16 protein-coding genes are annotated in these 26,475 nt (G+C 53.4%); 7 read left to right on the top strand and 9 right to left on the bottom strand.

The annotated features are described in order from the left end of the window. Positions 1-262: 262 nt before the first annotated feature. Positions 263-922 carry a YggS family pyridoxal phosphate-dependent enzyme gene (locus tag CRP01_RS04350; protein ID WP_099148782.1) on the top strand — a complete coding sequence of 220 codons (660 nt, stop codon included), beginning with the start codon at positions 263-265 and terminating at the stop codon, positions 920-922. 74 nt (positions 923-996) lie between these two features. Here the strand turns inward: CRP01_RS04350 and CRP01_RS04345 are convergent, their stop codons facing one another. Beyond that, the gene (locus CRP01_RS04345) at positions 997-8,028 is read right to left on the bottom strand and encodes a T9SS type B sorting domain-containing protein (RefSeq protein ID WP_099148781.1); all 7,032 of its coding nucleotides are present in this window, start codon (positions 8,026-8,028) and stop codon (positions 997-999) included. A gap of 530 nt (positions 8,029-8,558) precedes the next feature. Here CRP01_RS04345 and CRP01_RS04340 point away from each other — a divergent pair. From CRP01_RS04340 to CRP01_RS04315, 6 genes are all read left to right on the top strand, one after another. Continuing rightward, the gene (locus CRP01_RS04340; protein ID WP_099148780.1) at positions 8,559-8,957 is read left to right on the top strand and encodes a BlaI/MecI/CopY family transcriptional regulator; all 399 of its coding nucleotides are present in this window, start codon (positions 8,559-8,561) and stop codon (positions 8,955-8,957) included. After that, complete coding sequence (locus CRP01_RS04335; RefSeq protein ID WP_170110219.1) at positions 8,944-11,748, top strand: ankyrin repeat domain-containing protein; 2,805 nt, start codon at positions 8,944-8,946, stop codon at positions 11,746-11,748. The genes CRP01_RS04340 and CRP01_RS04335 overlap by 14 nt, the downstream gene beginning before the upstream one ends. A gap of 201 nt (positions 11,749-11,949) precedes the next feature. Beyond that, positions 11,950-12,414 carry a hypothetical protein gene (locus CRP01_RS04330; RefSeq protein ID WP_099148778.1) on the top strand — a complete coding sequence of 155 codons (465 nt, stop codon included), beginning with the start codon at positions 11,950-11,952 and terminating at the stop codon, positions 12,412-12,414. A gap of 4 nt (positions 12,415-12,418) precedes the next feature. Then, on the top strand, positions 12,419-12,697 hold the full coding sequence (locus CRP01_RS04325) for a hypothetical protein (protein ID WP_099148777.1): 279 nt from the start codon (positions 12,419-12,421) through the stop codon (positions 12,695-12,697). An 86-nt stretch (positions 12,698-12,783) separates the two neighbouring features. Next, positions 12,784-14,016, top strand: a complete 1,233-nt coding sequence (locus tag CRP01_RS04320) for a cation:proton antiporter (protein WP_099148776.1) — start codon at positions 12,784-12,786, stop codon at positions 14,014-14,016. 191 nt (positions 14,017-14,207) lie between these two features. Then, positions 14,208-16,505: a S9 family peptidase gene (locus CRP01_RS04315; RefSeq protein WP_099148775.1), complete on the top strand. Its 2,298-nt coding sequence runs from the start codon at positions 14,208-14,210 to the stop codon at positions 16,503-16,505. A gap of 11 nt (positions 16,506-16,516) precedes the next feature. On the opposite strand, the gene CRP01_RS04310 is transcribed toward CRP01_RS04315, so the two are convergent. The 8 genes from CRP01_RS04310 to CRP01_RS04275 form a co-directional block, all read right to left on the bottom strand. Next, positions 16,517-17,350 carry a tetratricopeptide repeat protein gene (locus tag CRP01_RS04310; RefSeq protein ID WP_099148774.1) on the bottom strand — a complete coding sequence of 278 codons (834 nt, stop codon included), beginning with the start codon at positions 17,348-17,350 and terminating at the stop codon, positions 16,517-16,519. Next, positions 17,347-17,877, bottom strand: coding sequence for a hypothetical protein (locus CRP01_RS04305; RefSeq protein ID WP_143473264.1), 531 nt, complete (start codon positions 17,875-17,877; stop codon positions 17,347-17,349). Before CRP01_RS04305 ends, CRP01_RS04310 begins: the two co-directional genes overlap by 4 nt. Before the next feature lie 26 nt (positions 17,878-17,903). Then, the gene (locus CRP01_RS04300; RefSeq protein ID WP_143473263.1) at positions 17,904-18,527 is read right to left on the bottom strand and encodes a WD40/YVTN/BNR-like repeat-containing protein; all 624 of its coding nucleotides are present in this window, start codon (positions 18,525-18,527) and stop codon (positions 17,904-17,906) included. Beyond that, positions 18,476-19,000, bottom strand: a complete 525-nt coding sequence (locus CRP01_RS04295; protein ID WP_099148771.1) for a WD40/YVTN/BNR-like repeat-containing protein — start codon at positions 18,998-19,000, stop codon at positions 18,476-18,478. Before CRP01_RS04295 ends, CRP01_RS04300 begins: the two co-directional genes overlap by 52 nt. A 188-nt stretch (positions 19,001-19,188) precedes the next feature. Beyond that, positions 19,189-20,571 (bottom strand): serine hydrolase domain-containing protein, encoded by a 1,383-nt coding sequence (locus CRP01_RS04290; protein WP_099148770.1) that lies wholly within the window; start codon positions 20,569-20,571, stop codon positions 19,189-19,191. Between the two features lie 78 nt (positions 20,572-20,649). Then, positions 20,650-23,481 (bottom strand): coiled-coil domain-containing protein, encoded by a 2,832-nt coding sequence (locus tag CRP01_RS04285; protein ID WP_099148769.1) that lies wholly within the window; start codon positions 23,479-23,481, stop codon positions 20,650-20,652. Between the two features lie 106 nt (positions 23,482-23,587). After that, positions 23,588-24,415 carry an SH3 domain-containing protein gene (locus CRP01_RS04280; RefSeq protein ID WP_099148768.1) on the bottom strand — a complete coding sequence of 276 codons (828 nt, stop codon included), beginning with the start codon at positions 24,413-24,415 and terminating at the stop codon, positions 23,588-23,590. 73 nt (positions 24,416-24,488) lie between these two features. Continuing rightward, complete coding sequence (locus tag CRP01_RS04275; RefSeq protein ID WP_170110218.1) at positions 24,489-26,378, bottom strand: multicopper oxidase domain-containing protein; 1,890 nt, start codon at positions 26,376-26,378, stop codon at positions 24,489-24,491. Between the last annotated feature and the right edge of the window lie 97 nt (positions 26,379-26,475).

Genomic DNA, 26,475 nt, shown 5'->3' with positions numbered 1-26,475 from the left:
AGTAAGGATAAGGGTTTTGATTTCTAGTTTTCTTTGGTTTTTTGGAGGCGGATCATCCCGTTCGGTTGTCTATTAAACGCAGGGAATCCGGCCAAATTTCTAAAGGAAAGGTTAAGGCGTATTAAGAATAAGCTAAAAAAAGCCCCCTCGCACCTCACCCCTGACACCTGCCCCCTGACACCTCACACCTCCGCCCCCTCCCACATTTGCAGATTGCCCACATCTTTCCTTACTTTGCAGACCGCAAAAGTCCTAATCCATCATGCTTGAAAAAATACTACAGGAATTAGCCGCTCACCAGACCCAACTGGTAGCCGTATCCAAGACCCATCCCGCTTCCACGATCCGCCGGATCTACGATGCTGGGCAACGTGACTTCGGAGAAAATAAAGTCCAGGAGATCACCGATAAGCAGGAGGAACTGCCCGCGGATATCCGTTGGCATTTTATCGGACATTTGCAGACCAATAAGGTCAAATACATCACGCCTTTCGTTCACCTCATCCATTCCGTGGATAGTGCCAAAGTGCTGAAGGAGATCAACAAACGTGCCGGTAACGACGAGCGGCGGGTCGACTGCCTGCTGCAGTTCAAGATCGCCGAAGAGGATACCAAATACGGCCTAACCCTGGCGGAAGCCCGAGAACTCCTCCAATCCGACCGCTACCGGGCGATGGAAAATATTCGTATCGTTGGAGTGATGGGTATGGCCACCTTTACCGACGATGAGCAGCAGGTCCGCACGGAATTCCGTCGCCTGAAAACGATCTTCGATACCCTGAAACAGGAGTTCTTTGCGGATGCGGACCACTTCAAAGAGATCTCCATGGGCATGTCCGGCGATTACCAACTGGCCATGGAGGAAGGAAGTACGATGGTGCGGATCGGCAGCCTGATTTTTGGCGAACGGGATTACCAGTAGTCATCTGTCTATTTCTGAAATGAATATTGACGAAACGTTCCAACGTTCCGACATCTCAACATTCACCCATTTTCTCACCTGATCACGGTAATATCCCCCCGAATGATCACCCCTTCCCCGATATTCAGGCGGAGGATATAGTAGTAGGTCGCTTCCGGTAACGGATTGCCCTGGTTGTTCAGGCCGGTCCAGGAGTTGTCGTAGTTTTCCTGATAAAAGACCACGTCGCCCCAGCGGTTAAAAATGGTCAGTTCGTTATCCGGACTGGCTTCCGGCGGCGTATTGCGGATGATATCGAACACAAAAAACTCGTTCAATCCATCACCATTCGGGGTAATGGCGTTGGCAATTTCCATTTCCTCGATGGCACCCGCTTCGATGGTGATCGTGAGGGTAGCGGTGCTACAGGGGCACGCTTCCAGGCATAGTTCGTAAGTGAGACTTACCGCTCCGAAAGCCCCTTCCGGGGCGAGGTAGGACAACACCCCGTTTTCAATCCCAAGGACAGTACCGAGCGACGGCTCATTCGTAATGGTTACGAGCGGCGTTCCTCCGGCGGGCAACTCATCATTTGTCAATAAGTTAACCATCAGCGTTCGGGAGGCTGTGGCGGCGATCATCGCCTGGTCGTCGCGGGCAACGGGTCCCTGTCCGGGATTCACCGTCACTGCATCACTACTGTAATCCGGACAGTCTGCCGTCGATAAGGTCCAGGTGAAGTTAACCGGGCTTTCCGGTAAGTCGGTGATCCGGCTGTTTGCCGCGTCGGGTTCCAGGATCGAAACTCCGGCGGCATCGGTAGTCCAGCGGCCGATGGTTCCCGGTGGCTGATTGGCCGCCAGTAGCAGAGTATCCGCACAGCTTTCCGGACCGGCTCCGGCCATGGCATCTGCCGGCAGATCAAAACTGATCAGTACTTCATCCGTAGCGGTGCAGCCGACCTCATCCGAAACGGTCAGGGCGTAGGTGCCTTCGTTGCGCACGGTAATGGTCCGGGTCGTGGAACCGTCCGACCACTGATAAGCGCTGTACCCCTCCCCACCGTCCAGCACCGTGGAATCGCCGGGACAGAAAGTAGTGATCCCCGTGATCTGCGGCGGGGAACTGCTCTGTACCTTGGCCGTCACCTGCGCCGAACCATTACAGCCCTCTCCGTCACTGACCGTCACACTGTAAATGCCGCTGGTACTGATGCTGATCTCCCGAGTGGTCGCCCCAGTAGACCATTGGTAACTGGCAAAACTGCCCACACTCAAAATGGTACTGGCTCCGGCACAAAAAGTAAGCGAGCCGCTGATCGTCGGACTCAACGAAGCGCCTTCACTTACGGTGAGGGCCGCCGAGCCGCTGCAACCGGTCGCGTCCGTGACCGTCAGCCGGTAAGTGCCTGGCTGGTTGACGGTGATACTGGATACCGTAGCTCCCGTGGACCAGAGGTAACTGGTAAAACCCGCGGGGCCGGACAAGACGGTATTACTACCCGGGCAAAAGGTTTCGGAACCCAAGATCTCCAAGGTCAGGCTATCCGCCAGCACCGTCTCAATTTGTGCACTCCCCGTACAACCGCGTTCGTCCGTGACCGTCAGGCGATACGTTCCGGGTTCACTGACCGTGATCCCGGTTTCGGTCGCGCCGGTGGACCAGGCGTAGGCCGCAAATCCCGTTTCTCCCGTGAGCGTTGTGGAAGAACCCGGGCAAAATGAGCTCGTTCCCAGGATCATGGTTTCCAGGCTGTCGGCACTCACCACTTCCACTTCGGCGGTACCGGTGCAACCGGCTTCGTCCGTGACGATAAGCCCGTAAAGTCCCGGTTCACTGACTTCGATCTGTGCCCCATTCGCACCGGTGGACCAGGCGTAAGCGGAAAAAACACCGCCGTCCAGGGTAGTCACTGATCCCGGGCACAGGTCGAGTTCCCCGTTGATCACCGGACTCAGGGAAGCACTTTCGTTAATGCTGAATGCAGCCGTACCACTACAGCCGGCCATATCCGTTACCGTCAGGGAATAGGTGCCTTCCGTATCCACCTCGATACTGGACTCGATAGCGCCGGTAGACCAGGCATAGGTCGCAAACCCCGGCTCTCCCGTCAGCACCGCCGAACTACCCGCACAAAAGGTAGCTGATCCCTGAATAGAGACTTCCAGACTGTCGGCTGCCGGCAGATTGACTTCCGTGCTGCCACTGCATCCATTATCGTCGGTGACCGTAAGACTATAAGTTCCCGGAGTGGAAACCGTAAGTGCCCGGGTAGTATCTCCGGTAGACCAGAGATAGCCGGAAAAGCTTCCGGCATCCAGGGTCGCCGTTGCACCGGGACAGAGACTCGTGGCTCCGCTAATGGCCGGTATCGGATCTGGATCTTGGGTGAGTGTAAAGCTGGCCGAACCACTACAGCCCATTGCATCGGTAACCGTTAGTCCGTAAGTGCCCGCCGTATTTATTGCTATGTTGGGACTGCTAAGTCCGTTGGACCATTGATAAGTGTCGAAACCCGTGCTACCGGCTAGCGTAACCGTATCTCCGGCACAAAAGCGATCCGTACCCTGGATAACCGGCAGCAAACTATCCGCCGCTGTGATCTCGATCTCCGCCGTGCCCGGGCAGCCGTTTTCATCGGTCACCGCTACGGAATAAATGCCCGTTTCACTGACTTCAATTTCCCGCGTGGCGGCACCATTGGACCAGAGATAAGTTGTAAAATCTCCAGCGTTCAGGAGTGTACTACTTCCGGGGCAAATGCTATCGTTCCCGGCAATAGCAGGAGCGGGAAGCATAAGTTCGGTCACCGTAATTTCAGCGGTACCCTGACACCCTTCCGCATTGGTCACTGTGACACCATAAATGCCGCTTTCATTCACCTCGATCTGGGCTACATCCGCCCCTGTTGACCATTGGTAGGTGGTGAACACTCCCGCATCCAGGAGCGTGCCCGTACCGCTACAAAAAGCGGTATCACCCGCAATGCCTACCGTCACGCTAGCGAGTTCCGCAACCGTTACATTAGCCGTGCCCGGGCAGCCGCTTTCGTCGGTCACCAATACCCGGTAATTGCCGGGACTACTGACTGCAATTTCTCGGGTGGCAGCGCCGGTAGACCATTGGTAGGTGGCGAAGGGCCCCGCATCCAGAATGGTTTCCGTTCCGGGGCAGTAAGCCAGTTCCCCGATTATATTCACCTGCAGACTATCCGCCTGGGTGATCGTTATATCGGTACTTGCCGTACAGGCGTTTTCATCGGTCACCGTGAGGCTGTAAACGCCGGCCGCTGCGACCTCGATCTGTTGGGTTTGAGCTCCGGTCGACCATTGGTAGGTAGCAAAGTCTCCGGCATCCAGGGTAGTCGTGCCGCCCGGACAAATACTGCCTGCTCCCTGGATCGCCGGTTCCGGCCGGTCGAATACCGCTACCGTCACCGAATCCGTCTCCGTACATCCGTTAAAATCACTGACCGTCACGGAGTAGGTCGTACTGACTTCCGGATTGACCGATTGCAGATTGCCGCTCCCCAGTCCGTTATCCCAATTGTAGGTCAGAATGCCCACTCCGCCGGAGGCGGTAGCGAAGAACTCGGAAGTCTCACCCGGGCAGCTTTCCAGGTCGGGGCTGACCATTAGCCCCAGCGCCTCTCCCGCTTCGATGGTGATGGAATCCACCAGCGTACAGGTAGATGCGTCGTTAATGGTGACGTAATAGGTGCCCGCGCAAAGGTTCTCCAGTTTGGGAGTGGCCTGTCCGTTGGACCAATCGAAGGTATACCCCGCCTGACCGCCGCTGGGCACCACGATCACTTCCCCGTCACAGGCGCCGCCGCAGCTTTCGGGCGTGATGTTTTTATTCACCGTCAGAGCCGGTTCACTGCCGTCAAATTCGTAAGCACCCAGATCAATCGTGCCTTGAAAGATCCGGTCAAAGCCATCGAGATCCAGCGGGATGGCCTCGGCCGTATTCCCGTCGGCATCCAGATCGATCAGATCCGGCGGGAGGAGTTCGTTACTGCCGACATCGAGCGCCGGAGAACAGGGGCCCAGATGCAGATCTCCGTTAGCCGCATCGACGAACTGAGGATCGGTAGTGATATTATCACCGGCATCACTGATCCCATTGGGCACCCCGCCCTCGATATCGGAAAAACTGAGGTTGACGGTTGCATTGTTGTTACGGATCTCCGATCCATTCCCGGTGGCGTCGTTATCCCACAGGATACTGTTCCGGATATTGAGCGTGTTTATTCCCTCCGAACCTTCCGCGTGAATGGCCCCACCGTCTCCCGGTGTGGAGTTTCCGGAGAAGGTACAATTGATCACATCGGTGGTAGCATTTCCGGCAGTGCTTTCAATGGAGGTGATCGCTAAGGCTCCTCCCAATAAAGTCGCCTGGTTTCGGTCGAAGATGCAATTAACGAGGGTATGGTGCCGGGTCCCCTGTTGGGATGCCCGCAGAAAGACCGCCCCGCCCTCTCCGTCATTGATGGTACTGGTACCGGTCGCCTGATTTAGTGAAAAAAGGCAATTGGCGATCGTATCGTTTGCGATATTATCGAAACTACTGCGGGCATAGATCGCGCCGCCTTCCCCGCCGGCTACATTCCCCAGAAACTGGCTGTTTTTGATCACTACCCGGCTCGTTCCGAAATTGGACATCCGATACCAGATCCCGGCCCCGCGGTCAGCCGCCCGGTTGCGGGTAAACAGGCAGCTGTCGATCTGCATGGCCAACAGGCTGCCCTCTCCGGTGGGCGTTGCGCTGATGGCCCCGCCGTCATTGCCGCAAAAGTTATCGCGAAAGGTACAATTGACAATGCGCGGCAACACCTGCGCCGCACTGTTGCCCTGCATAAAGATGGCAGCACCGGTACTCGTGATCCCCAGAGAGGCCGTATTGAATTCAAAAATACAGTTCCGGATCTCCGCCCGGCTTTCGCCGCCCAGGGTACAGTCAATAGCGATCCCGCCGCCGCCACCGGCATAGTTGTGGCGAAAAGTACAGTTGCGGATCTGGAGATTGGCGGTCCCGCCCGGATTGGCATCCAGATACAGTCCGCCGCCGGCCGCCGAGCCGAAAGAACCGTCTGCATTGCCTCTTTCGATGATGAATCCGTCCAGGATGGTCTTGTCGGTCGAATTTTCTGCAATGAGCACGCTAAAGGTATTGTCCAGACTATCGTTCGGCACGCCAATATCCCCACTCAATACCGTGGGGCGGGTCACCCAGTCGCGCTGATCCAGCGCTGTTTCATTGCCGGCAAAACCGCCGTAGGCTTCCACATTGGGCACCAAATGGAAGGAGATCTGCCGGTCCGCTTCCGTGCAGGTCGCACAGTCGGTCGGCCGGTAGGTACCCTGGGCCACCCAGATCTGATCGCCCGTTGCGGCGGCCGCCAGGCCGTCCTCAAAAAGATTGAAGGCATCGGACCAGGAGCGGCCGTTGTTCGCGCCGGAGGCCGACTGATCTACGTAGATACGGCCCAATTCGTAGGCTCCCAGATCGACGGCAGCGCCGAGGATGCGGGCGTCTCCGTCCAGATCGGTAGTAATAGCGGGTGGGATCTGGGTATTATCACCCCGGTCCACCAGCGGTGAACAGGACGGCAGATGGAGGTCGCCGTTTTCCGGATCGGCGTACAAAGGATCGATATCCAGATTATTCCCGCCATCCGTGAGGTCGGGTGATAAACCGCCGGCCACATCGCTGTACAGGACCGCAACCAAGGAGCGATCGGTAAAGATCTCCATCCCGTCCGTTGCCGCCGAATCGCCCCACAGGATGCTGTTGACCACCCGCACCTGGTTGGTGCCGGTAGAATCCTGGGCATGGATCGCTCCGCCCCGTCCGGCCGTCGTATTGCCGGAAAAAGAACAGTTTACAACGTCCGTGAAGCAGACTCCCGGTGTCGACTCTATGGAAGTGGTGGCAATCGCTCCTCCCAACAGTACGGCACTATTGCGATCAAATACACAGTTGATGATCTGCTGGTGACGCGTACCCGCCTGCGAACCTCTGATAAAGATGGCCCCGCCTTCTCCCTCGTTGATCGTACTGGTACCCGTGGCCCGGTTTTGGGTGAATACACAATTGGCGATCGTATCCCCGGCCACATTATCGAAGCTGCTGCGGGCGTAGATCGCTCCGCCTTCTCCCCCGGATTCATTTTCGAGAAATTGAGAATTTTTGATCGTTACCCGGCACTCGCCAAAACTGGACATCCGGTACCAGATGGCCCCGCCCCGGTCCGCCGCCCGGTTATTGGTAAACTGGCAACTATCGACCTGCATGGCCAGTAAACTCCCGTCGCCGGTGGGCGTTGCACTGATGGCCCCGCCGTCATTGCCACAAAAGTTATTGCGAAAAGTACAGCCGACGATGCGCGGCCGAACCTGAGCCCCACTGTTGCCCTGCATAAAGATGGCAGCGCCGGTACTGGTGATCCCCAGTGAAGCGGTATTCCCTTCAAAAGTACAATTGCGGATCTCGGCCGAACTGCTGCCTCCCAGGGTACAATCAATGGCAATTGCCCCACCGCCGCCGGCGTAATTGTTGCGAAAAAGACAATTCCGGATCCGGATATGGCCGGTTCCTCCCGGATTGGCGTCGATCAGGAGTCCCCCACCGGCCGCCGAGCCAAAAGATCCGTCCGCATTTCCTTCCTCCACGGTGAAACCGTCCAGCACATTGTCCGCGGTGGAATTGACGGCGATCAGCACATTGAAGACATTGTCCAGACTATCGTTGGCGACGCCGATATCTCCACTCAAAACGGTGGGATTAGCGATCCAGTCGCGTTCGTTAAGGCTGCTTTCGGTACCGGCAAAACCGCCGTACAGCTGCACATCCGGCGGAAGCCGGAAGGCGCTTTCCCGTTGCAGTTCGGTACAGGGATTACAACTGATCGGTTTGTAGGTACCGCGCGCCACCCAGATCGGACCGTTTCCGGTGAGCGTCAGGGCGGTCTGCAGATCCCGGTAGGCATTGGTCCAGGAACTGCCGTCGTTCGCTCCGGTGGCATTCTGGTCTACAAAAACCTGCGCGTGCATTTGGGTAAGGGAAAATAGGAAAGACAGGACCAACAGGAACCGGCCGGTCGGTGTGGTGTTGAGTATTCTCATAATGCGGGCCTTAGGGGCTAAAGAATGTACATACCCAGGGAAATTGATTGGATCCTTACGATTCAGCTATAAGCCGGATCAAAGCAGTTTCACCTCCGTATACCTAAAACTACAAATATCTTTGGTTTATCCCCTCATTTCCGATCAGGTTATTCGGCGGGCAGCAACCGCTGGAAAGGAAGTCCGGTCATTTATTTTAACCCACTCCCCCGTCAGGCCGCCGGTGGGCGTTCCGGGATCGGTAGATTTAGGATTCGTCAACAGAAGTATCGAAAAAATCACAGGCCTTCCTGAATTAATTTAAAACACTGAATACCAGATCAATAAGAATGAATCACATACCTTATTCAACTCCACGCAAACGTTAAAATACTACAAGTGTAGTAGAAAAAATTGCATCTACGACTCCTGTAGTATATATTTGTAACAGCTAATGATCATTTGCTGTACGGCAGCGGGTGTCAGGTGTCCTTGTTGTGCGCAGGCACAGCACGGCCCGGCATTTTCTGTCCAAAACTTTTTCACCAAACATGGAAGAATCCAGTATTTACCAACCCTCTGACGTGGAACTGGAGATCCTGCAGGTCCTGTGGGAACACCAGCCGGCCACGGTGCGAACGGTCCACGAAAAGATCAGTGAAAAGCGGGAAGTGGGTTACACCACGATCCTGACCTTTCTCCAGCGGATGACCAAAAAGAAGATGGTCAAACGCACCAAAGAAGGGAAAACGCATTTTTACAGCGCCGTGCCCAAAGAAACGGAAGTGCAGCAAACCCTTTTCCAAAGGCTGTTGAAGACGGCCTATAAGGGATCGGCCATGAAGATGGTCATGCACGCCCTCGGGCAGGAGCAGGTAGATGCCGAAGAACTCGAAGCTTTACAACAATGGCTGGAAGCCAAAAAAAAGGAAGACGATGACGCAGCTTAACTGGCCGGAAATCCTTCCCTTCAGTCAGGCTATGGGATGGACCTTACTGCATAGTATCTGGCAAATTGCCCTGGTGGGTTTTGCTTTGCGCCTGATCCTGTGGTTTGTTCCACACAAGTTTTCCAATGTGCGTTACACCCTGCTGCTGGCCGGTTTGCTGGTACCACTTGTGTGGGCGGCTTATACATTTTCCGGACAACGATCGACTGCCCGAACGCAGGAAATGGCCCATCCGGATCACGTAGCACAAGAATACGCTATGCCCGCCGGGTCAGCGCCTCTGGCGCGCACCGACCTGACAGATCCGGGATCGACTCCGACAGAAGTAGCCGTCCCATTTTCCTCCTGGTTGCAGACTCAGACAGATCATCTGGGCAGCATCCTGCGTCCTTACCTGCACTGGGTAGCGCTGATCTGGTACGCCGGTGTGCTCATCCTCTCGGCCTTTATGGGGCTGGGTTTTTACCAGATGAGACAGTTGCGCACCCGGAACGTAAGTGCCCCGAACGCACTGTGGGATCAGCGATTTGTGGAACTGGCCCGTAAGATGGGCATTCGCCAGCCGGTGGAGTTTTTACTCTCCGGATCGATCAGCGAACCGCTGACGTTCCATTTTTTCCGGCCCGTGGTGCTGGCTCCGGTGAGTCTTTTCACCGGCCTGAGCCGGGAGCAGGTAGAAACGCTGCTGCTGCACGAACTGGCCCACATCCGACGCTACGATTTTCTGGTCAATATCTTCCAGTCTGTCATTGAAGTACTTTTCTTCTATCACCCGACTGTTTGGTGGATCTCGGGTAAACTGCGCGAGGTGCGCGAGCATTGCTGTGATGATCTCGTTCTGAAAGTTCAGGATCAGCCGATGCTCTACGCCGAAGCACTTACCCATTTGCAATTATTTCATCATCCACGCAAAACAAAGTTAGTTATGTACGTAAATGGCAAAAAAGGTAATTTCAGCAAACGCATTCTGCGCCTGTTTGGACAATATGATCAACAACGATCCGGATCGCTGAAAGGCAGTCTGGTGGGAGTTCTCTTACTGCTCTGCCTCGTTTTACAGGGATTTTTCGCGCCGGCTGAACAACCGGCACCCCGCGGCACGTCGCAGGTGGAAATCATGGAATCCGAAGCGCTGCCACCGGCCGTAGTTCAGGCCCTGATCGACACCGAAGCGGAACGACTGGACCAAGCTTCTATCGCATTGGCAAGTTCGAACAGCTCAGCCACCGCTCTGATCCAGGGCGATCCGAACCGCCTGCTGGAAGCCATCCACCATAATCAACCCGAAGAGGTAAAACAACTCATCAAAACGGGCGTCGACCTGAATGCCGTCCTCTCCGACGGACGCACGGCACTCACCGAAGCGGCCCACCACGACCATACCGACATCGCCAGGCTGCTGTTGCGAAACGGTGCGGAGGTTAATCTGGCGGGGAAAGCCGGTTATACCGCCCTGATGGAAGCCGCTGAACACGGTCACCAAGAACTGTTTGCGCTGTTGTTGGGCCAGAGAGGGGTCAGCATCAATCACGCCTCAAAAAATGGACACACAGCACTACTGGAAGCGGCGGAGAATGGCCATTACGAGATCGTAAAAACCCTGATCCAAAAGGGAGCGGACCTGAGCGCCACTACCCACGACGGCTGGAATGCCTGGAAAGAAGCTTCCGCGAAGGGGCACGAACGGGTGGCCGCATTGATCCGGGAAGCCTGCGAAGCAAAGGGCATTTCCTGGGAACCCGCTCCAACCGATCATTCCGGGCCGGAGCATAAGCCATCCAACCAAAATTCAAATTCCAACAGCAACCAAAATCAAAATCAGGATTTTTCGCTGGTGGGTCAATCTGCACTGCCACAGGGTAAGCTGCCGCCCTACATCAAGACGTCCATGCTCAAATTACCCATCAAGGACAAGGTTTACCTTAAGATCGGCCCTTTTCCCCGGGCTACGAAGATCAAATTGAGTCTGGATGCCGTCAACAACCAGTCCAATCTCGTTTACGAGGTCAATCTTACCCGGGCTGAACTGCACGAAATCCGATGGAACATCGGCAAGGTGCCGCCGGGCGTTTACTGGCTAACGACCGAACTGGACGGATACCAACTGAAAGAGCGGGTAGAGATCGGTGTCGTCAACAAAATCCGGGATAGTGAGCAGGATAAAACTTACGGTGCCAAAACATCGCAGCTGCAGGGAGGCAGTGACGAATGCCAGGAGTTACTCTACGCCGTGAAAGACCAAAACGTAGCCCGGGTACGGGAGTTGCTCAAGACGGTAGATCCCAATTGCACCTTTTATTACGAAGATGAAGATCCGAGATCACCGCTGGTAGCCGCTGCGCGGCTGGGCAATCTGGAAATCGCCAAACTGCTGATTGCGGCCAGAGCGGATGTAGAATATCACGGATGGGGGGACGAAACCGCCCTGATGGCCGCTGCGGCCTACGGTCACCTGGAACTGGTCCGATACCTCGTCGGCCAAAATGCGGATATCAACAAAACGCTGACGGGAGACGGCACCGCCTTGCTGGTGGCCTCCCGGAACGGTCATTTACCGATCGTGCAGTACCTGCTGGATGAGGGTGCAGAGGTGAACGCCAGTGTGACCGGCGACGGTACGGCCCTCATCTGCGCCGCCCGTAGTGGCCGGTATGAGGTCGCCAAACTGCTGCTGGAAAAAGGAGCCGATCCTTTTCAGGTCTCTCCCGGTGATGAATACGCGATGTACCACGCCCGGATGAACGGGGACAAAAAAATGATCCAGTTGCTGCGGGAATACGAGGACCGCTAATAGCAAATAGGCGTGTAAAAAGTCCGATAGCTCCGGTCCGGTCATCGGCTCGGGCCCGTACGGACTTTTTACACGCTTCCCATCCGGGCTAACGAACCAATTTAATCCTATCTTTGTTTCCATCACGAGCCGGCATTTATGACCGCCCGGCTTTACGGAGCCCGCCACAGGTCTTTATAATGCCAATATGACCAACAAAGTATGGACCTACTTGCCTTTCGAGGAACTGACTTCAAGATCCACCTGCCCATTAGCGAGGATTTACTCAATAAGGGAGCCGACAATGTCGTGCAACATCCCGAACTGGATCGTTTACAATTGACCTGCCTGGGGGATAACCGGATGGAAATAAAATTTACGATCAGCCCGAAGATCGTGATCACCCGCACCCTGCAGGTATATGTACACGAAGACCTCGGTTTTCCGACCAACCCACGGATGCACCTGACGATCGAACACGGCCTCAAGGTCATCGACCGGGTAGTGATCGGTTTCATAAAGAACCGCCTGCCGGAATGGATCCAACTGCAATCCAAGGAATTGTTTGTAGATCTCGGACCGGTTTTTGCCATGTCGGGTATGGGCGATTATCTGACCCGCATCCAGACCGCCCGGGTAGAAGTGAGATCCGGTCAGCTGGTTTTTGACGCCTCCTTTAAAAATTAATCCCATGGAAGAACTGATAAAATACCTCAAAGAGACCCAGATGGAAGGGCTCAAAGGCATGAAGATCGAAGGAGAGATCCCGGTCACCGAAAAACAACTGAACGTACTGCTGGAGCAGTTCGTACGGCCGCAACTGGAACCGAAACCCGGTACGGAACCAACAAGTCCGCCGGCGGCATCCGCTAACCCAATGATGGAATTGCTGCCCTATCTGAAATTCCCGATCCTCGACGTAAAGATCAAAGATGGTAAGCTGATCCTGAAAGTGCGAGTGGAAGTGTAGCAGCATTTTACCAACTGTAAGTGTTTTGCTCTCCCTCCGTACAGAACTGGCGAGATGAAGTGTCCTGAACTACCAAAATTGCTTCAATGTCTACCCATATTCTGTTACTCCTGATCGCCGGCATCGCCCTGCTGGGCATGTTCATTTTGCCCGCTGTACTGAAACGGAGTATTCTCACCGTCCCCATCATTTTTGTGGCTTTCGGCTACCTGATCTTTAGTTTACCGATTGATTATCCCTTTATTAATCCCGAGTCCAGTAATTTTGACCGTCTTCTGCTGGAATACCTATCCGAATTTATCGTCATCATTTCTCTGGCAGCTATCGGTATTAAAATTGATCGCCGTCCCAGCTGGCGTACCTGGCGCGTCGGTTGGTATCTGCTGGGAATCGCCATGCCGCTAACGATCCTGCTGACGGCCCTCGCGGGGTTTTACATACTCGGTATTTCCCTGAGTGCAGCCGTATTACTGGGTTCCGTGTTGGCTCCTACGGATCCGGTACTCGCCGGCAATGTACAGGTCGGACCACCCAATAAGGGCAAGGAAAGTGAGGTGCGTTTCGGGCTTTCGCTCGAAGCTGGTTTAAATGACGGTCTGGCGTTCCCGTTCGTCTGGCTGGCCATCAATCTGGAATCGGAAGGGTACTCTTCAGACGTGGTCTGGAACTGGCTGGGCTATGAGTTTTGCTTAAAAATAGCGATCGGGCTGGCCACCGGGGCGCTATTCGGGTATCTCCTTTCGCGGGCATTTTTCTTTTTAAAAGATCATCTGGATAAGAAGTTTGATTCTGAAGTAAAAGAAGGGATTTTCATGGTAGCGGCCGTACTGATCGTGTATAGCCTGACCGAGGTGCTACATGGCTACGGTTTTCTAAGTGTGTTCGTGGCCGCCGTCGTGGCCCGACAGTACCGGTCCAGCGATACCATTCACGAAGAGACTTACAACAGTATTGATCAGGTAGAACAGGCCATATTAGGGCTGTTCCTGATCTTCTTTGGCGGAGTACTAGCTCTCAATGGATTCGAGGGTCTTGGTTGGGAACATGTTTTAATAGGGCTATTACTCATACTCATTATCCGACCGCTATCGGGAATGGCTGCCTTTGCCTTTTCTCCGCTAAGGTTTCGGGAGAAAGCCGCCCTCAGCTTTCTGGGTATCCGGGGCATCGGATCTTTGTATTATCTGGCATTCGCCCAGAATAAATTGGAGGAGTTCAGTGATATCAATGCAGTTTGGCTGGTCATTAACTGCACCATCTTATTGTCCATCCTGATCCACGGGCTTTCGGTCAATGCTTTCATGAGCAGATTAAAATGAACGGCCTTCGAAAAGCTGTTTTTTTTCCTGATCCCCCCAAAGCTATTCCCGCCTAATCCAATTCTCAATAACCCGCTGCGGAATATTCTATAGAGGAACTGGTTTAAACCAGTTCGAGTTATGAAAATCCGCCACATCCGTTTATTTTGAGATTATTTTCTACCAGTTCACGATCAATGAAAATTGGGCTTATGACTTTTTTCTTCCGAATACCTCCATTATTCTGGCTGTTCGTTTTTTCATCCGTGCTAGGCCTGCATCAGCTGTCCGGGCAGGAGATCAGCCGCGCCGATTACCAGCGGGCCCACGATTTCCTCTGGGAAAATATCAACAACAAAAAGGTCTTTAACCTTCGGCTAACTTCCGATTTCTTCCCCGACAGCACCGGTATATGGTGGCTGGATCAGGGGGCGGAAAGCAAAAACTTCTACCGGCTTTCCTTTAACGATTTCAAAAAAGAACCACTTTTTGACCAGGACCAACTGGCCGATGCTCTAAGTACTCTGCTTAAGGATACCATTTCCGGAAATCAACTCCCTTTTGACCGGGTTAACTACATCAGTGCGGACAGCCTCGCTTTTGCCATCCGGGGTACACGCTACGTGCTCGACCTGAAAACTTACCAGGTGAAACGCCGGAAGAGCGAACGCCCGGCCTGGGATCGCATGCGCTCTACCTCACCGGATGGAAAATGGACCGCCTATACCAATGATTACAATCTCTACGTAAAATCCACGGAGAGTGGTGAGGTTTTCCAACTGAGTGCGGAGGGGCAAAAGAATTACGAATACGGCACCTACTACGGCTGGGGCGATCTGATCGAGGGGGAAAACGGAGAACGCCCCGAGCAGTTTACGGTGATCTGGTCACCGGACTCACGCTATCTGCGTACCAACATCTGCGATCTGCGGAATGCCGAAAAAATGTATTTGCTGGATTACAGTGTGGATACCCTCTTCAAACCCCGGCTCCTCTCCTACTACCGGGGCTCTCCGGGCGATACCACGCTCATTCAGCTGACCCCCGTCTTTTATGATCTGGAAACTAAAGAGCAACTGCCTACTGACCTCGGTCCGAGGGGTTATGTCATGAACTATTCCATGTGGTGGATGGAAAAAAGCCCCAAAGTCATCATCGTGGACCGGGAAAGGGGCTACCAGAAACTGACTTACCTGCAGCTGGACCTCGAAACGGGCGAAACGGAAACGCTCTTTTCCGAAAGCAGTACTACCAATATTCCCGAGCGGGTGGAAATGCGAATGCTGGAGGACCGAGACAAATTCGTCTTCCTCTCCGAACGCAGCGGCTGGCAACACCTCTACTCATTTGACCTGAAAACCAGAAAGATCACACCGCTGACCAGTGGCGACTATTTCGTGCACGGTACCGTGCGGATCGACGAGCAGAATGGCTGGGTATATTTTGTGGCTTCCGGCGTAGATCCGGAGGACAATCCCTACTACGAGTACCTCTACCGGGTAAATGTAGACGGTGGTCCGGTGGAAGCACTGAGCCCGGAGACCGGGCACCACAATATCGATTTCTCGCCGGATGGCCGGTTTTTTATCGATGAATATTCTACCTACGAGCAGGCACCCACCTTTTTGCTGCGGGAAAGCGCTACCGGTGCGATCAGGGCCGAACTGCTGAAAACCGACATCAGTGGTCTGGAAGCTATGGGCTGGTCGCCGCCCGAAGCCTTTACGGCCGTTGCCCGCGACGGGGAAACGATCATTCACGGCGCCTACTGGAAGCCGACCAATTTTGATCCCAACCGCAAATATCCCATCATCGACAACAGCTATACGGGGCCGCATACCCACGTTTTCCCCACCCGCTTCGAGCGGGTGCTCTACGGCGGCCAACAGGATCTGGCCGAACTCGGCTTCATCGTGGTGCGCATCGACGGTATGGGTACCTACGGGCGCTCCAAGGCTTTCCACGATGTGAGTTACCGGAATATGGGGAAGAACCTGCTGGATCACGTGCTGGCCATTCGCCAGTTGGGAGAACGTCACGCCTGGGCCGATACCAGCCGGGTCGGTATTTTCGGACACTCTGCCGGAGGCTACGATGCCGGTCACGCCGTTTTGGAATATCCAGATTTTTATAAAGTAGCGGTGGCCAGTTCCGCCGACCACGATTTCCGGATGGAGAAGGCCTGGTGGCCGGAAATGTACATGGGTTGGCCGGTGGATTCCACCTACCACCAGGCTTCGAACATTACCATGGCCGGCAATCTCAAAGGGAAGTTGCTGATCACACACGGTGGGCTCGACGAAAATGTCAATCCCTCGGCCACCTTCAAACTGGCGGAAGCCCTGATCAAAGCGAATAAGGAGTTTGACATGCTCATTCTACCCAGTCAGCACCACGGTTATGGTGGCGTGCACAGTCGCTATTTCCGCAAAAAACGCTGGAATTACTTTGTGGAGCACCTGCTGGGGGCGAAACCGATCTGGGATCTGGAGGCCCAGGCAGAAAAGTAGAAGGCCTCTGCCTACTCCTTCTCTTTTGCTGCAACTTCGGTCAGCGCATTTTCGATATCCGCTAAGTAGATCTTATCGGTGGGCTGCATATAGGGATCAAACATACACTGCTTGGCCAGGTACATTTTCCTGGCGGTCTGCAGGCTTTGCTGCCCGCCAGCCAGATCGCCCAGCTGGTACAGGGCCTGCGCCAGATAATACTGGTTTTCCGCCAGATCGTTTTGTTGGGCCTGTTGGTCAAAAGCCTGCCGGGCCAGTTGGTAATCACCCAGTTCTAAATGCAGGACACCCAGGTGAAGATAATCGTAAATCCCGGGAGCATAGTCCGGCAGGGCCAGCTGATCCAGGATAATGCTTCGGGCCTTTTCGGCCTGGCCCAGGGATTTATAACAAAGCGCTCTGGCTACGTGCAGATGATAATTGCCATTCTGGGAATAACCGATATCGTAATTGATCAGGCTATCCAGTAGTTCTATATCCTGAATAGCTCCGGTGTAATCCCGAAAAAACTGGTACCGGCACCAGCCCCGATAGGCCAGATTGTTAGTAGGGTTGGCGGCTACAGCCTGATCCATTAGTTTTTTCCAATGGATAAAATCACCGCTTTTCAGATAAGCCACGGACTTCGCGCGGTAGGGATAGTCAAAACCGGGATCGATCGCGATGGCTTCATCCAGGGTTTCCTGAAATTCCCGGCTGAATTGGTAATGCCCCGCTATTTCTTCGGATTTCAGACAGGCCTGATATCTCAGCGTATCTCCAATGTATTTAAAGTACTCACAGTTGGGTTGGGCCGACAGCAAAGCCGGCAGTAGCAGCAGAGCACTCAGGTAGATCAACTTCATGGTAAAACTTCTTTAAGGGCCCCGTTCTCAATTTTAAAAAGCAGATACTGGTAATAGTCTTTGGCGATCTCACCGTCGGATTGGATCTTCCACCCGTCCAGCGAACGGGTGATCTCTAAAAGCTGGTCCGTGATCCGGCGGTCAAATGCCATGGGTTGGTAATGATTATCCGAGGCTATGATCCGAAAACGGCCGGTATCTCCCCGACAATTGACAATAAACCGGATCCGGATCATCCCACTCTGAGCGAGCGGTACCGGCTGGTATTGCTCACGGAAAGCGGTAAGGATGGCGTGTTGCTCGCCCGTATACTGGAGCCCGTTCCCAAAATTGAAGTACTGCTTGACCTGATCTTCTCCGAGGCAAAGGACGAATTCGGGATCGTCCAGCGTTTCATCCGCCGCAATATCCCCGACCCAACGCGGGTAGCCCGGAGCATCGGCTACCACAGATTCCTGACTGAGGCCGCAACTATGCAGGCCAAGCAGTACCGCTAAGCAGATGGCGTTCAATAGAGTGTTTTTCATAGGTGTATCAGGCAAAATAAGGTGTTCTAATTCTCTCGGATCTCCAGCAACTCATTGCGCAGCAGTAACAGATACCGGCCGGCTTCCAGTCGCTGGCTTTGCACATATTGGTAGCGGAAATTGGTGGTGGTTTCCTCCGGTCCCTGCCAGTCTACACCACCGTTCCGGGTAGAGGCGATCAGATCATTGGAATGCGCGTAATCTACAGGACAGGAATTCCGGGTCTGGATCATCAGGCCATTATCCGGGTTGTCGAAGCCGATCACCTGACCGCCGCTTTCTCCGTAGATGACTTCCCAGGAGCGGCCACCGTCCTCCGACCGCAGGATCTTCCTTGAGGCCTCCAGTATGAGATTATCCTCGTCGATAAATTCCAGATCGCGGAAATAGAGGGCACCTGTTTCGAGTTGCCGCAGCAAATTACCGCTCTGATCAATGACCAGTATCCTGCCCTCCCTACCGCAAAGCCATAGTTCATTCCGGAATGATTTAAGGGTATAATAACTTTGGGAATTATCCAGCTCGCTAACGTAAAGGAGCGTTTCCCAGTGACCTCCATCGTTTTCCGACCGGAGCACTACCGATTGATCATCCATCCTTAAATTGGCATAAAGAATGCCGTCATCATCGTAAACCAAATGGGAGAGCATCCCCGATATTTCAGATATTCGATCCGCTCCCAAGTCGTTCCTCCGTTCTCCGTTCGAAAGGCAACCGTTCGCGATAGGCAATCCGTACCATCACAGCCCGTTCGGTCGTTGACCGTGATCAATCCGTAATCGGTGTCCCGGAAGACCATAGCGAGCGGCCGGAACGGTATGTTGACTTCCAGGTTGGTCCAGGAAATACCCCCGTTTTCGGTCTTGAATACCTCGGCGTAACCACCGACATTGTTGGAAGCCAGCGCGTATCCTGTTTGCTGGTCCAGCATGCGAAAGGCATCCATACCTCCGTTAAAGTCCAGGGTGCCGATAGATTCGATCTCGTAGCCCTGCGGGGAGAACAGTGCTTCACGGTGCCTGCAGATATCTTCGGTATCCGGCATATCCAGGGGTGTTTCGGTGGTTTTCCGGCAGGAAAAAAGTAGAGAAATGAGCATCAGAAAAAGGAGCGTATTTTTCATATCCAATACCAGTTAAGGTTTAGGGAGCAAAGCGGCTTAGAGCCTGTCCAGAAAACGTTTTTAGATAGGCTCTTAATCCATTGCAACGTCCGACCGCTTAAGCGTTTTGAATCATGTCTTAAGATCGGCAATTCCCTTTACTTTTGAAAATCCTTTTGGGTCGGATCCCAAAGAACCGGTGATATCCTTTACATTTCACTTTTTATCCGGTTAATCGTTTTTTCGATCCGTTCGTTGCCCGCATCCAGGCGCAGTGCCTTTTGGTAGTTTTCCAGTGCCCCGGTTTTATCCCTTTTTTCCAGATAGACTTCTCCCAGGCTATCGTAAGCGTTCGAGCTTTCGGGATGGAGGCGTACATTCAGCCGGAAGACCTCAATCGCATCGGCCAGGTGATCCCGGCGCAGTAGATAGTATCCGACATCGTTGAGATCCCCTTCCAGTTCCGCCAGCTCGTAGGTATCCGCCTGATTCGCCCGGATATCCTCCAGCAGTTGCAGACCCGCAGCGAACCCTTTGCGCAGGATGCGGGTACGCAATGCCAGGCTTAGGGACTTTTTCGGCACTTCGTAGGGTCGATCGTGCAGGATCCGGTCAATAGCCTCGGCCAGGGCGAAAAGCTGAAAGTTCTTGTTGTTGGTCAACAGAAGTATCGTGATTCCTTCGGCCAGGTCCAGCTGCAGCAGGGCCTCGTAATTATAGCTGGATCCGTGATGCCGGTGGAAGGTCACGTTCTGATCCAGCAGTCGCCCCTCCCCCAGGGAAGCGTCGTGATCCTCAAAATAGTCGAAAAGTTCCACTAAAGCCTCGCGGGCGATGATCCGGTGTTGGTGCAGGCCTTGCGTCCAGCGATAGAGGTCCCGGATGCTGACCGCAGGCCAGCCGGCGGTAATGTTGTCCAGTGGATCCTCCATGCCTTCGTTATCAAATGAACGAGCTATCTGCGGTGTCGTTGCGATCGGATCGAAAACGGCCTGGTCCATCCCGCAGGGGGAAAGTATATTCGATTGCAGGAAAGTTTCGTAGGAAGTCCCGGTGATCTTTTCGATGATCCTTTTTTGCAGGAAGACATTGTTATTATTGTAGCGATAGACCGTACCCGGAGGAGCTTCCAGCCGGGGTAATTCCATGAGGTCCTGTAGAACGTCCTCATTATTCCGGACTTCTCCGTAACGGATATTCGGCAGGCCGCTGGTATAGTTCAGTAAGTGCCTGATCTGTACGGAATCGGCCCAGGCCGGCAGATCTACGAGGTATTTCCCGACCGGATCGGTTAGTTGGAGCTTACCAGTTTCCCGCAACAGCATGATCCCGACCGCATTAAATTCCTTGGCGATACTGCCGATGGAAAATCGATGATCAGCGGTCAGGGGTATTTCTCCCTTTCCGTCCGCCGTTCCCAGAGTGGTTTGGTAGAGGATCTGCCCGTCCCGTGCCACGAGTGCACTGCCGTTGAAAATGCCCCTTTCGTGGGCGGCCTGTAACAGGGATTGGATCTTTTCAGCTTGGGTTTGCGCACCAAGCAAGCTCATGCAGCCCGCAAGCAGGCATAAGGAGAAGAGCGACTTTTTCATTTTGGAGGTTTTACCGCTTAGACTCCCCTCTCCTTATTACGGTTGCAAAAATCGGATAAAAATTCCGGTAAGCGGCATTCATTCTTTCTCATAGGTCGATAGCAGATCCTCTGGAAAGAACAGGTAGATGATGGCATTGCGCTCCTCTTTATCCTGAAACTGCTTCACTGCCCCTTCCAGAATGATGGGATCAAACTTTTTAGAATAGATTGATATCATTTCCTTGAGATAACGCCCCCGCAAATCCGGCAGGTGGTCGTTGCAGAAATTGCGTTCCGGGATCGACTTGGCCGTCGGTACGTTCGAGAAGTTTTCCGGGTCGGATTTTTGCGGTAGCACTTCTACCTCATCGTAAAGATAGCGCTCATCCAGGTTTCCGGAAAAGGTAGTGTGACCAGCCAGATCGGCACTTCCCTGAATGAACAACTTCACCTGATCGCGATCCGCTTTTTTCATGGCCTGCAGGGCTTCGGTAGCAAAAGCGCCGATGGTAGGGCCGTAGGTTTTTCGGAAAGTACTTTTATCCATATAGTATTCCCCGGGGCCGAACAGCAGTTTGATGGTCTTTTCCGCATCTTTCAGAAGTACTTCAAAATAGCGCCCTCTATATCCGTCCACCACTTCATCGTCAGGATGGAAGACGGCATCCCAGTAGGATCGCTCTACCTGAAAGCTTTCCGACCATTCTTCTACCGTCACCGGTTCCAGATCGACTTCCGTACCAAACTCCTCCTTGATGGCGGCTTTTTCCACTTCAATCTCTTCGATCATTTCCGCTGCAGCTTCGGTATCTGCTTTCAGCGCTTCCGTGCGCTGCTCGGCATCTTGCAGTTCTTTTTCCAGTTGCTCGAGTTCCGGCTCGGTTTCAGCCTGCTGTTTTTCCAGTTCCGCTATTTTTTCTTCCAGTTCCTGCTGATCAAGGCAGTTTGAGTTTTCATCAAAGATATTATAACGCTTAATGAAATCCTGCACCTGGGTTTCTATACCGGCTATATCGGCCATTCCCTGGTCCATTTTGCCTTTCAGACCGGATTTTTCGGCGATTAGCTGGATCAACTGGTCTTTGTAGCCATTGACGAGGTCTTCCCGACCTTCGTAGATGCCGTTAACCAGTTCCAGCTTTTGATCAATGTTTTTGATCTGTTCCTGTAGTCTGGTCTTTTTGCCGGTCAGCAGCTCTACCGTGGAGCCGATCATATTCGCCGTTTCCGTTAGCTGGTCCACTTTGGCCAGTGCCTTGCCCACCAGGGGGATGCCATTTTTGCCAAGTTTAATTTTGTTTTGGAACAGTTTGAGATCCGATAACTTACCCAATAGTTTTCCCGGCAGGGCAAACAGCCCCTTCGATTTCTTTTTGATCTCGTTCTGTACGGCATCGACCCCACTGAGCTTACTTAGCAATTTTTTCAGTTCCGATTCGCATTGCGCAAGCTCTTCCTGTTTGGCCTTTTCGGATTTCAGGTCTTCCAGCTGTTGGGCCAGATCAGCAACTGCCTTTTCCTGCTCTTTTACCTGCTCCACCTCCGCTTCTACTTCGCTGGTCTCTTCGGTTAGTGCTTCCTGCTCCTTCGCCAGGTCCTTCGCTTCTTTTTCGAGTTGATCCAGCTCTTTTTCAATTGCCTCTTTGGCTTGCTCCAGAGCATCCACTTTATCCAGCACCTCGTCCTTTTTTTGATTTTCCTGCTCCGCTTCCCGAGCGAGATCACCGGCCTGTTTTTCCACATTGGCTACGGCATCCTTTAGGTCATCCAGGATCTTACGGGGCTTATCTTCCAGCTTTTCGGTCAGTTCCGCTTTCTGCTTGGCCAGGTCGCCCAGTTTTTGCTTTAATTTTTCCACGGCTGCGGTCCGCTGGTCCATTTCTTTTTTCAGATCCTCCGCTTCCAGGGTGAGTTTATCGTGTTTATCCTTAAGCTTTTCCCCTCTATCGACCAGATCTTTGGCTTTTTTACTGAGCCCTTCGCCTTTTTTAAACAGGTCACCGATCTTCGATAAGAGCCCGCCTACCTTGATCTTGGGCACAAAGTTTTTCAAAGAACCCAATAGGTCTTTCGCAGCATTGATCTTGGAAAGCAGGCCGAAAGGACCGGGGAGAAAAGCCGACAGTTTGGATTGCAACGGCCCCACCAGATTCCCCAGCAAATTGCCAAGTTTCGGTTGGGCCGTGCCCAGGGCATCGGCTATACCGGTGATCTTATTCTGCATTGGCGACCCAAGTGGTAGCTTACTGACCTTGTCCTTGAGTTCAGCGATTTGTTCTTTTTTACTCAGATTCTTATCATCGGCAGTAGTTGTGGCGGCAGCGGGTTGTTCCAGAGGTTTTAATAAGTTGCCTTTTTTGTCAAAATACCCTTGAACCTGCCCTAGCTTCTGGTAGGTAGCGGGAAGGTTTGCCAGAGAAGGCCCGGCTCCTTTTTCCAGATCTCTGGTTTCTTTCGGACATTTATCCTCGATCCGCTTGTTGAGATTTATCGCCCGTCGACTGGCCTGGAAGCCATCCTCTCTCCAGGCGGCCACATCGGTTTCGTTCTGATCGATGAATTTGGCAAAATCGGGGTTTTGCTCGTATTCATGGGCGAAATAGCTTTCCAGTTGATTGAGGCGTAGGCAACTTTTGCCGTTCAACTGGTTGCTCCGGTATTTTGCGGTCCATTCGGGCGTTTGAGCGTGTCCCTGTTTGATCTGTTGCACGCGTTGGTAGGCCGCCTTGTATTGCTCCGCCCTTTGGGGATCGACGGCTCCCGTCGCCTTCGCCGAAAGCGGTTCTGCGAGCGGAATAGATTGCAAAGCGGGATCACAGTCTCCATCCTGACAAACTTCGTTGATCTGAGCCGACAAATGGAAAATGGTGCTGAACGAAAAGAAAATGAGGGTAGTGAGTAGTCGTGTCTTAAGTCCTAGGCAATACATGCTGAGTTCTTTAAGGTTTAGATGTGCAACGGTACTTTCAACTGAGGGCATTTTAGACTTTTACAGATGACAGCTTCAGCGATCCTTACTTTAACGCCCACCGCATTTAAAGCGGTGCTTTCTGCCAGGGTGCATTCACCATCATCGGGCGATCGTTCAGCCGGTAAAAATGCTCTTCCACCGACTGGGTACGCTGGTAAACTACTGGCGGAGCGCTGGAATAATCCATTACCTTTTCCTCCAGAATAAAGGGTTTATCCTGCGCTGTAAAACTGAATTTACGCTCTTTGATCATGGAGCTATCCTGCTCCATCAGTTTGTAGGTCCAACCGTAATAGAACTCGCCCATTTCGGCCCGGGTAATTTCCAGGATCCGGCCGTTTTTACGGTAGGTGGTGATGGTGTAATCTACTTCTTCACCTTCCTGCTTTTCGGAAACTTTATCCCACTCCCTGAGGTCATAGCTGCCGAATACCGGAAAGCTAAACGACTGGTCCGTGATCGGTGGATTTCCTTTTACTTCCCCTTCGTGCCGGACCGCGCCGCCAAATACCCAGCCTTCGGTCCCGTCGGCGGTGCTCACTTTCAGCCAGGGGGCCCGGTAGAGTACACCCCGCAACACAATAGCATCGGTACCGTTGGAGCGTTCACCCGTAAACCGAAGTACTGCCCGGTCATCTACCCTGGTCACTACTTTTCCGTCCGTTTTGGGAGCGTCCCGGATATTGAGATTGTCTACCCAGGCGTAGAGCTCATCATTGGTGATGAACGGTTCGGCACCGGTAGTATCCGGATCAACGGGATCCGGGATAGAGACAGAAGGCTCAATACCAGCTTCATCCTTATCGGTATCCGTCACTTCGCTACCGCAGGCCATTAACAACAGCAGGCAGCTACCAAAAAGTAAGCAGGAGGCAAATGATAAAATGCGCATGAATGGAGTAAATTTAACAACCGTGGTTCTGCCACTCAAGCGGCAGAACCACGGTTGCCCGGTTGCGGAATCACTAATATAGCAAAATCTTTCTCGTTGCTATCCCTTTTTGCGTTTGCCAGACCGCCAGGAAAATGCCCGGTGGCAGGCCGTCTACCGGCACCCGTACGTCGCCCGACACAGCGGGGATCACCTGGGTCCTCAGGGTTCGCCCCTGCATATCCGTGATCCGAAGGGTGCCCGGATCCGTTGATTGGGTGCGCAGGTATAGTTCACCCGAAGCGGGGTTCGGATAGAGGGTTATTTCTTCCGGACTCAGTATGACTTCATCCACTCCCACCGGCAGGCAGGCTTCCGCGTCGGCTACGGCAAACTGGTGCATCATTCCCCCGCCAATACTATCCTCATGGGTAAGAATGTGACAGTGGTACATGTAGCCGTTCTGCGGAATTGGTGGCCGCGGATAATCATCAAACGACCCCATAAAGCGTAGTTTCCAATTGGGCAGCACCAGCACATCGTCTTTCGGGCCGTTGAGGCCTCTTTCCACCAGGTCGATCTTCGTCCCCAGAGAATCGATCTCCAGGATGCGGAACTGGATCTTGTGAATGTGAAAAGGATGCGCCACGTGGGTGGTATTGTCGATGGTCCAGATCTCCTTGGTATCCACACAGACCGTATCGTTAAGCATCATCATATCGTAGGTCGTACTGTCGATATTGAACATATTTTCGCCCCCGTTCACGCCTGGGATAAAAACCAGTCTTTTGTAGCGGTATCGCGCAATGTCGGTCGTATCGCGCAGGCCCGGTTCCCAATCGGTGATAAATGGAGTAAAAGAGGTAATGGGCGTATAGTCCGGGAAACTTGCGGCATCTACAATGCGCAGTTGCAAAAAAGCATTACCGAAGGTAGAATCCCGGCCCCCACTGCCGGGAGGAGGCGCCTGTTGGGGGCTACCAACAACATAATGAGGTAACCGTTCTTTCAGGTTTCGCAGATAGACTGTATCTCCCGGCTCGAAACCACTGAGGTCCACCACCACCTGATCCCGCGAACCGGGACCGTTCATGAGCGCCCGCTGGGTATTCGGCTCCAGCACATAGCCCCCGTCCGTACCGATTAGTTGAAAGTCCATCAGATCCGTACCGTTATAAGATGGGGAGAAACCGAAAACGATACCTTTCCGGGTCGAGCCGTTGAGGACGCGAAACCGGACGAGGGCATTGGGCACTTCTATATACGGACTATTGACCCCGTTCACCAGATTGAACGGGCGTTTCCCTTTGAGGGTATCCAGCCGGTAGGTAAATCCTTCGGCAGCGGGCTCCCTTTTCAGGCCCATATCACCAATAATGACGGGGATATCGTCCACGCCGTAGGTATGGGGCATGACATTTCGAATGGGATCTTCCGGGTTTTCGACCAGGATCATACCCGATAAGCCCATCTGGACCTGCTGTACCGTCCGGTTGTGGTAATGCGGATGGTACCAGAGCGTAGAAGCATAATCGAGATTTTCGAATTTGATATCCCAGGTCGTATTCCGGGGAATGGCCTGGTGTGGGCCTCCGTCAAATTCCGGCGGCACCTCGGCTCCGTGCCAGTGGGTCGTCGTGGGCTGGGGCAACAGGTTCGTCACCCGGATATGGATGGAGTCACCGGTTCGCCAGCGCAGGGTCGGTCCTAAGACAGACATCGCATTACTCCCTTTTTGGTTGTAGCTGAAAGTAGTGATCCCATTGGGTTGATTGGCATTGCCGTTCAGACTATCCGCCGGCATCCCCGGATTGAAGCGGTGAAAAGTTTCCCGCATTTCCAGTTCGATAGTGCCTTCGGAGGCCTCGAGCAAAGGAGGGATCGGCAGAGGGTTGATAAAATGGGGCTGGGCCATGATCCCGCCGGCGATCAGCAGCATAATGGCCATCAAAGATCCGGGTACTCGTAAAGGTGTTTTTTGCATAGTTAATGGATTGTAAGTGGAGTTTATTAAGTACATGGCGTAATTTCAATCAGGTGATCCGGTCGGGTTTGAGCAGAATTTTTGTGCTACAATGCCC

Origin of the sequence: Flavilitoribacter nigricans DSM 23189 = NBRC 102662, from assembly GCF_002646595.1 — a bacterium.
Lineage (GTDB): Bacteria > Bacteroidota > Bacteroidia > Chitinophagales > Saprospiraceae > Flavilitoribacter > Flavilitoribacter nigricans.
This window is presented reverse-complemented; position numbering and strand designations above follow the sequence as displayed.

Excerpts from the sequence above, each read along its gene's own strand:
- CRP01_RS04350 (WP_099148782.1), top strand. The coding sequence starts at position 263 with ATGCTTGAAAAAATACTACAGGAATTAGCCGCTCACCAGACCCAACTG.
- CRP01_RS04345 (WP_099148781.1), bottom strand. The coding sequence starts at position 8,028 with ATGAGAATACTCAACACCACACCGACCGGCCGGTTCCTGTTGGTCCTG.
- CRP01_RS04340 (WP_099148780.1), top strand. The coding sequence starts at position 8,559 with ATGGAAGAATCCAGTATTTACCAACCCTCTGACGTGGAACTGGAGATC.
- CRP01_RS04335 (WP_170110219.1), top strand. The coding sequence starts at position 8,944 with ATGACGCAGCTTAACTGGCCGGAAATCCTTCCCTTCAGTCAGGCTATG.
- CRP01_RS04330 (WP_099148778.1), top strand. The coding sequence starts at position 11,950 with ATGGACCTACTTGCCTTTCGAGGAACTGACTTCAAGATCCACCTGCCC.
- CRP01_RS04325 (WP_099148777.1), top strand. The coding sequence starts at position 12,419 with ATGGAAGAACTGATAAAATACCTCAAAGAGACCCAGATGGAAGGGCTC.
- CRP01_RS04320 (WP_099148776.1), top strand. The coding sequence starts at position 12,784 with ATGTCTACCCATATTCTGTTACTCCTGATCGCCGGCATCGCCCTGCTG.
- CRP01_RS04315 (WP_099148775.1), top strand. The coding sequence starts at position 14,208 with ATGACTTTTTTCTTCCGAATACCTCCATTATTCTGGCTGTTCGTTTTT.
- CRP01_RS04310 (WP_099148774.1), bottom strand. The coding sequence starts at position 17,350 with ATGAAGTTGATCTACCTGAGTGCTCTGCTGCTACTGCCGGCTTTGCTG.
- CRP01_RS04305 (WP_143473264.1), bottom strand. The coding sequence starts at position 17,877 with ATGAAAAACACTCTATTGAACGCCATCTGCTTAGCGGTACTGCTTGGC.
- CRP01_RS04300 (WP_143473263.1), bottom strand. The coding sequence starts at position 18,527 with ATGCTCTCCCATTTGGTTTACGATGATGACGGCATTCTTTATGCCAAT.
- CRP01_RS04295 (WP_099148771.1), bottom strand. The coding sequence starts at position 19,000 with ATGAAAAATACGCTCCTTTTTCTGATGCTCATTTCTCTACTTTTTTCC.
- CRP01_RS04290 (WP_099148770.1), bottom strand. The coding sequence starts at position 20,571 with ATGAAAAAGTCGCTCTTCTCCTTATGCCTGCTTGCGGGCTGCATGAGC.
- CRP01_RS04285 (WP_099148769.1), bottom strand. The coding sequence starts at position 23,481 with ATGTATTGCCTAGGACTTAAGACACGACTACTCACTACCCTCATTTTC.
- CRP01_RS04280 (WP_099148768.1), bottom strand. The coding sequence starts at position 24,415 with ATGCGCATTTTATCATTTGCCTCCTGCTTACTTTTTGGTAGCTGCCTG.
- CRP01_RS04275 (WP_170110218.1), bottom strand. The coding sequence starts at position 26,378 with ATGCAAAAAACACCTTTACGAGTACCCGGATCTTTGATGGCCATTATG.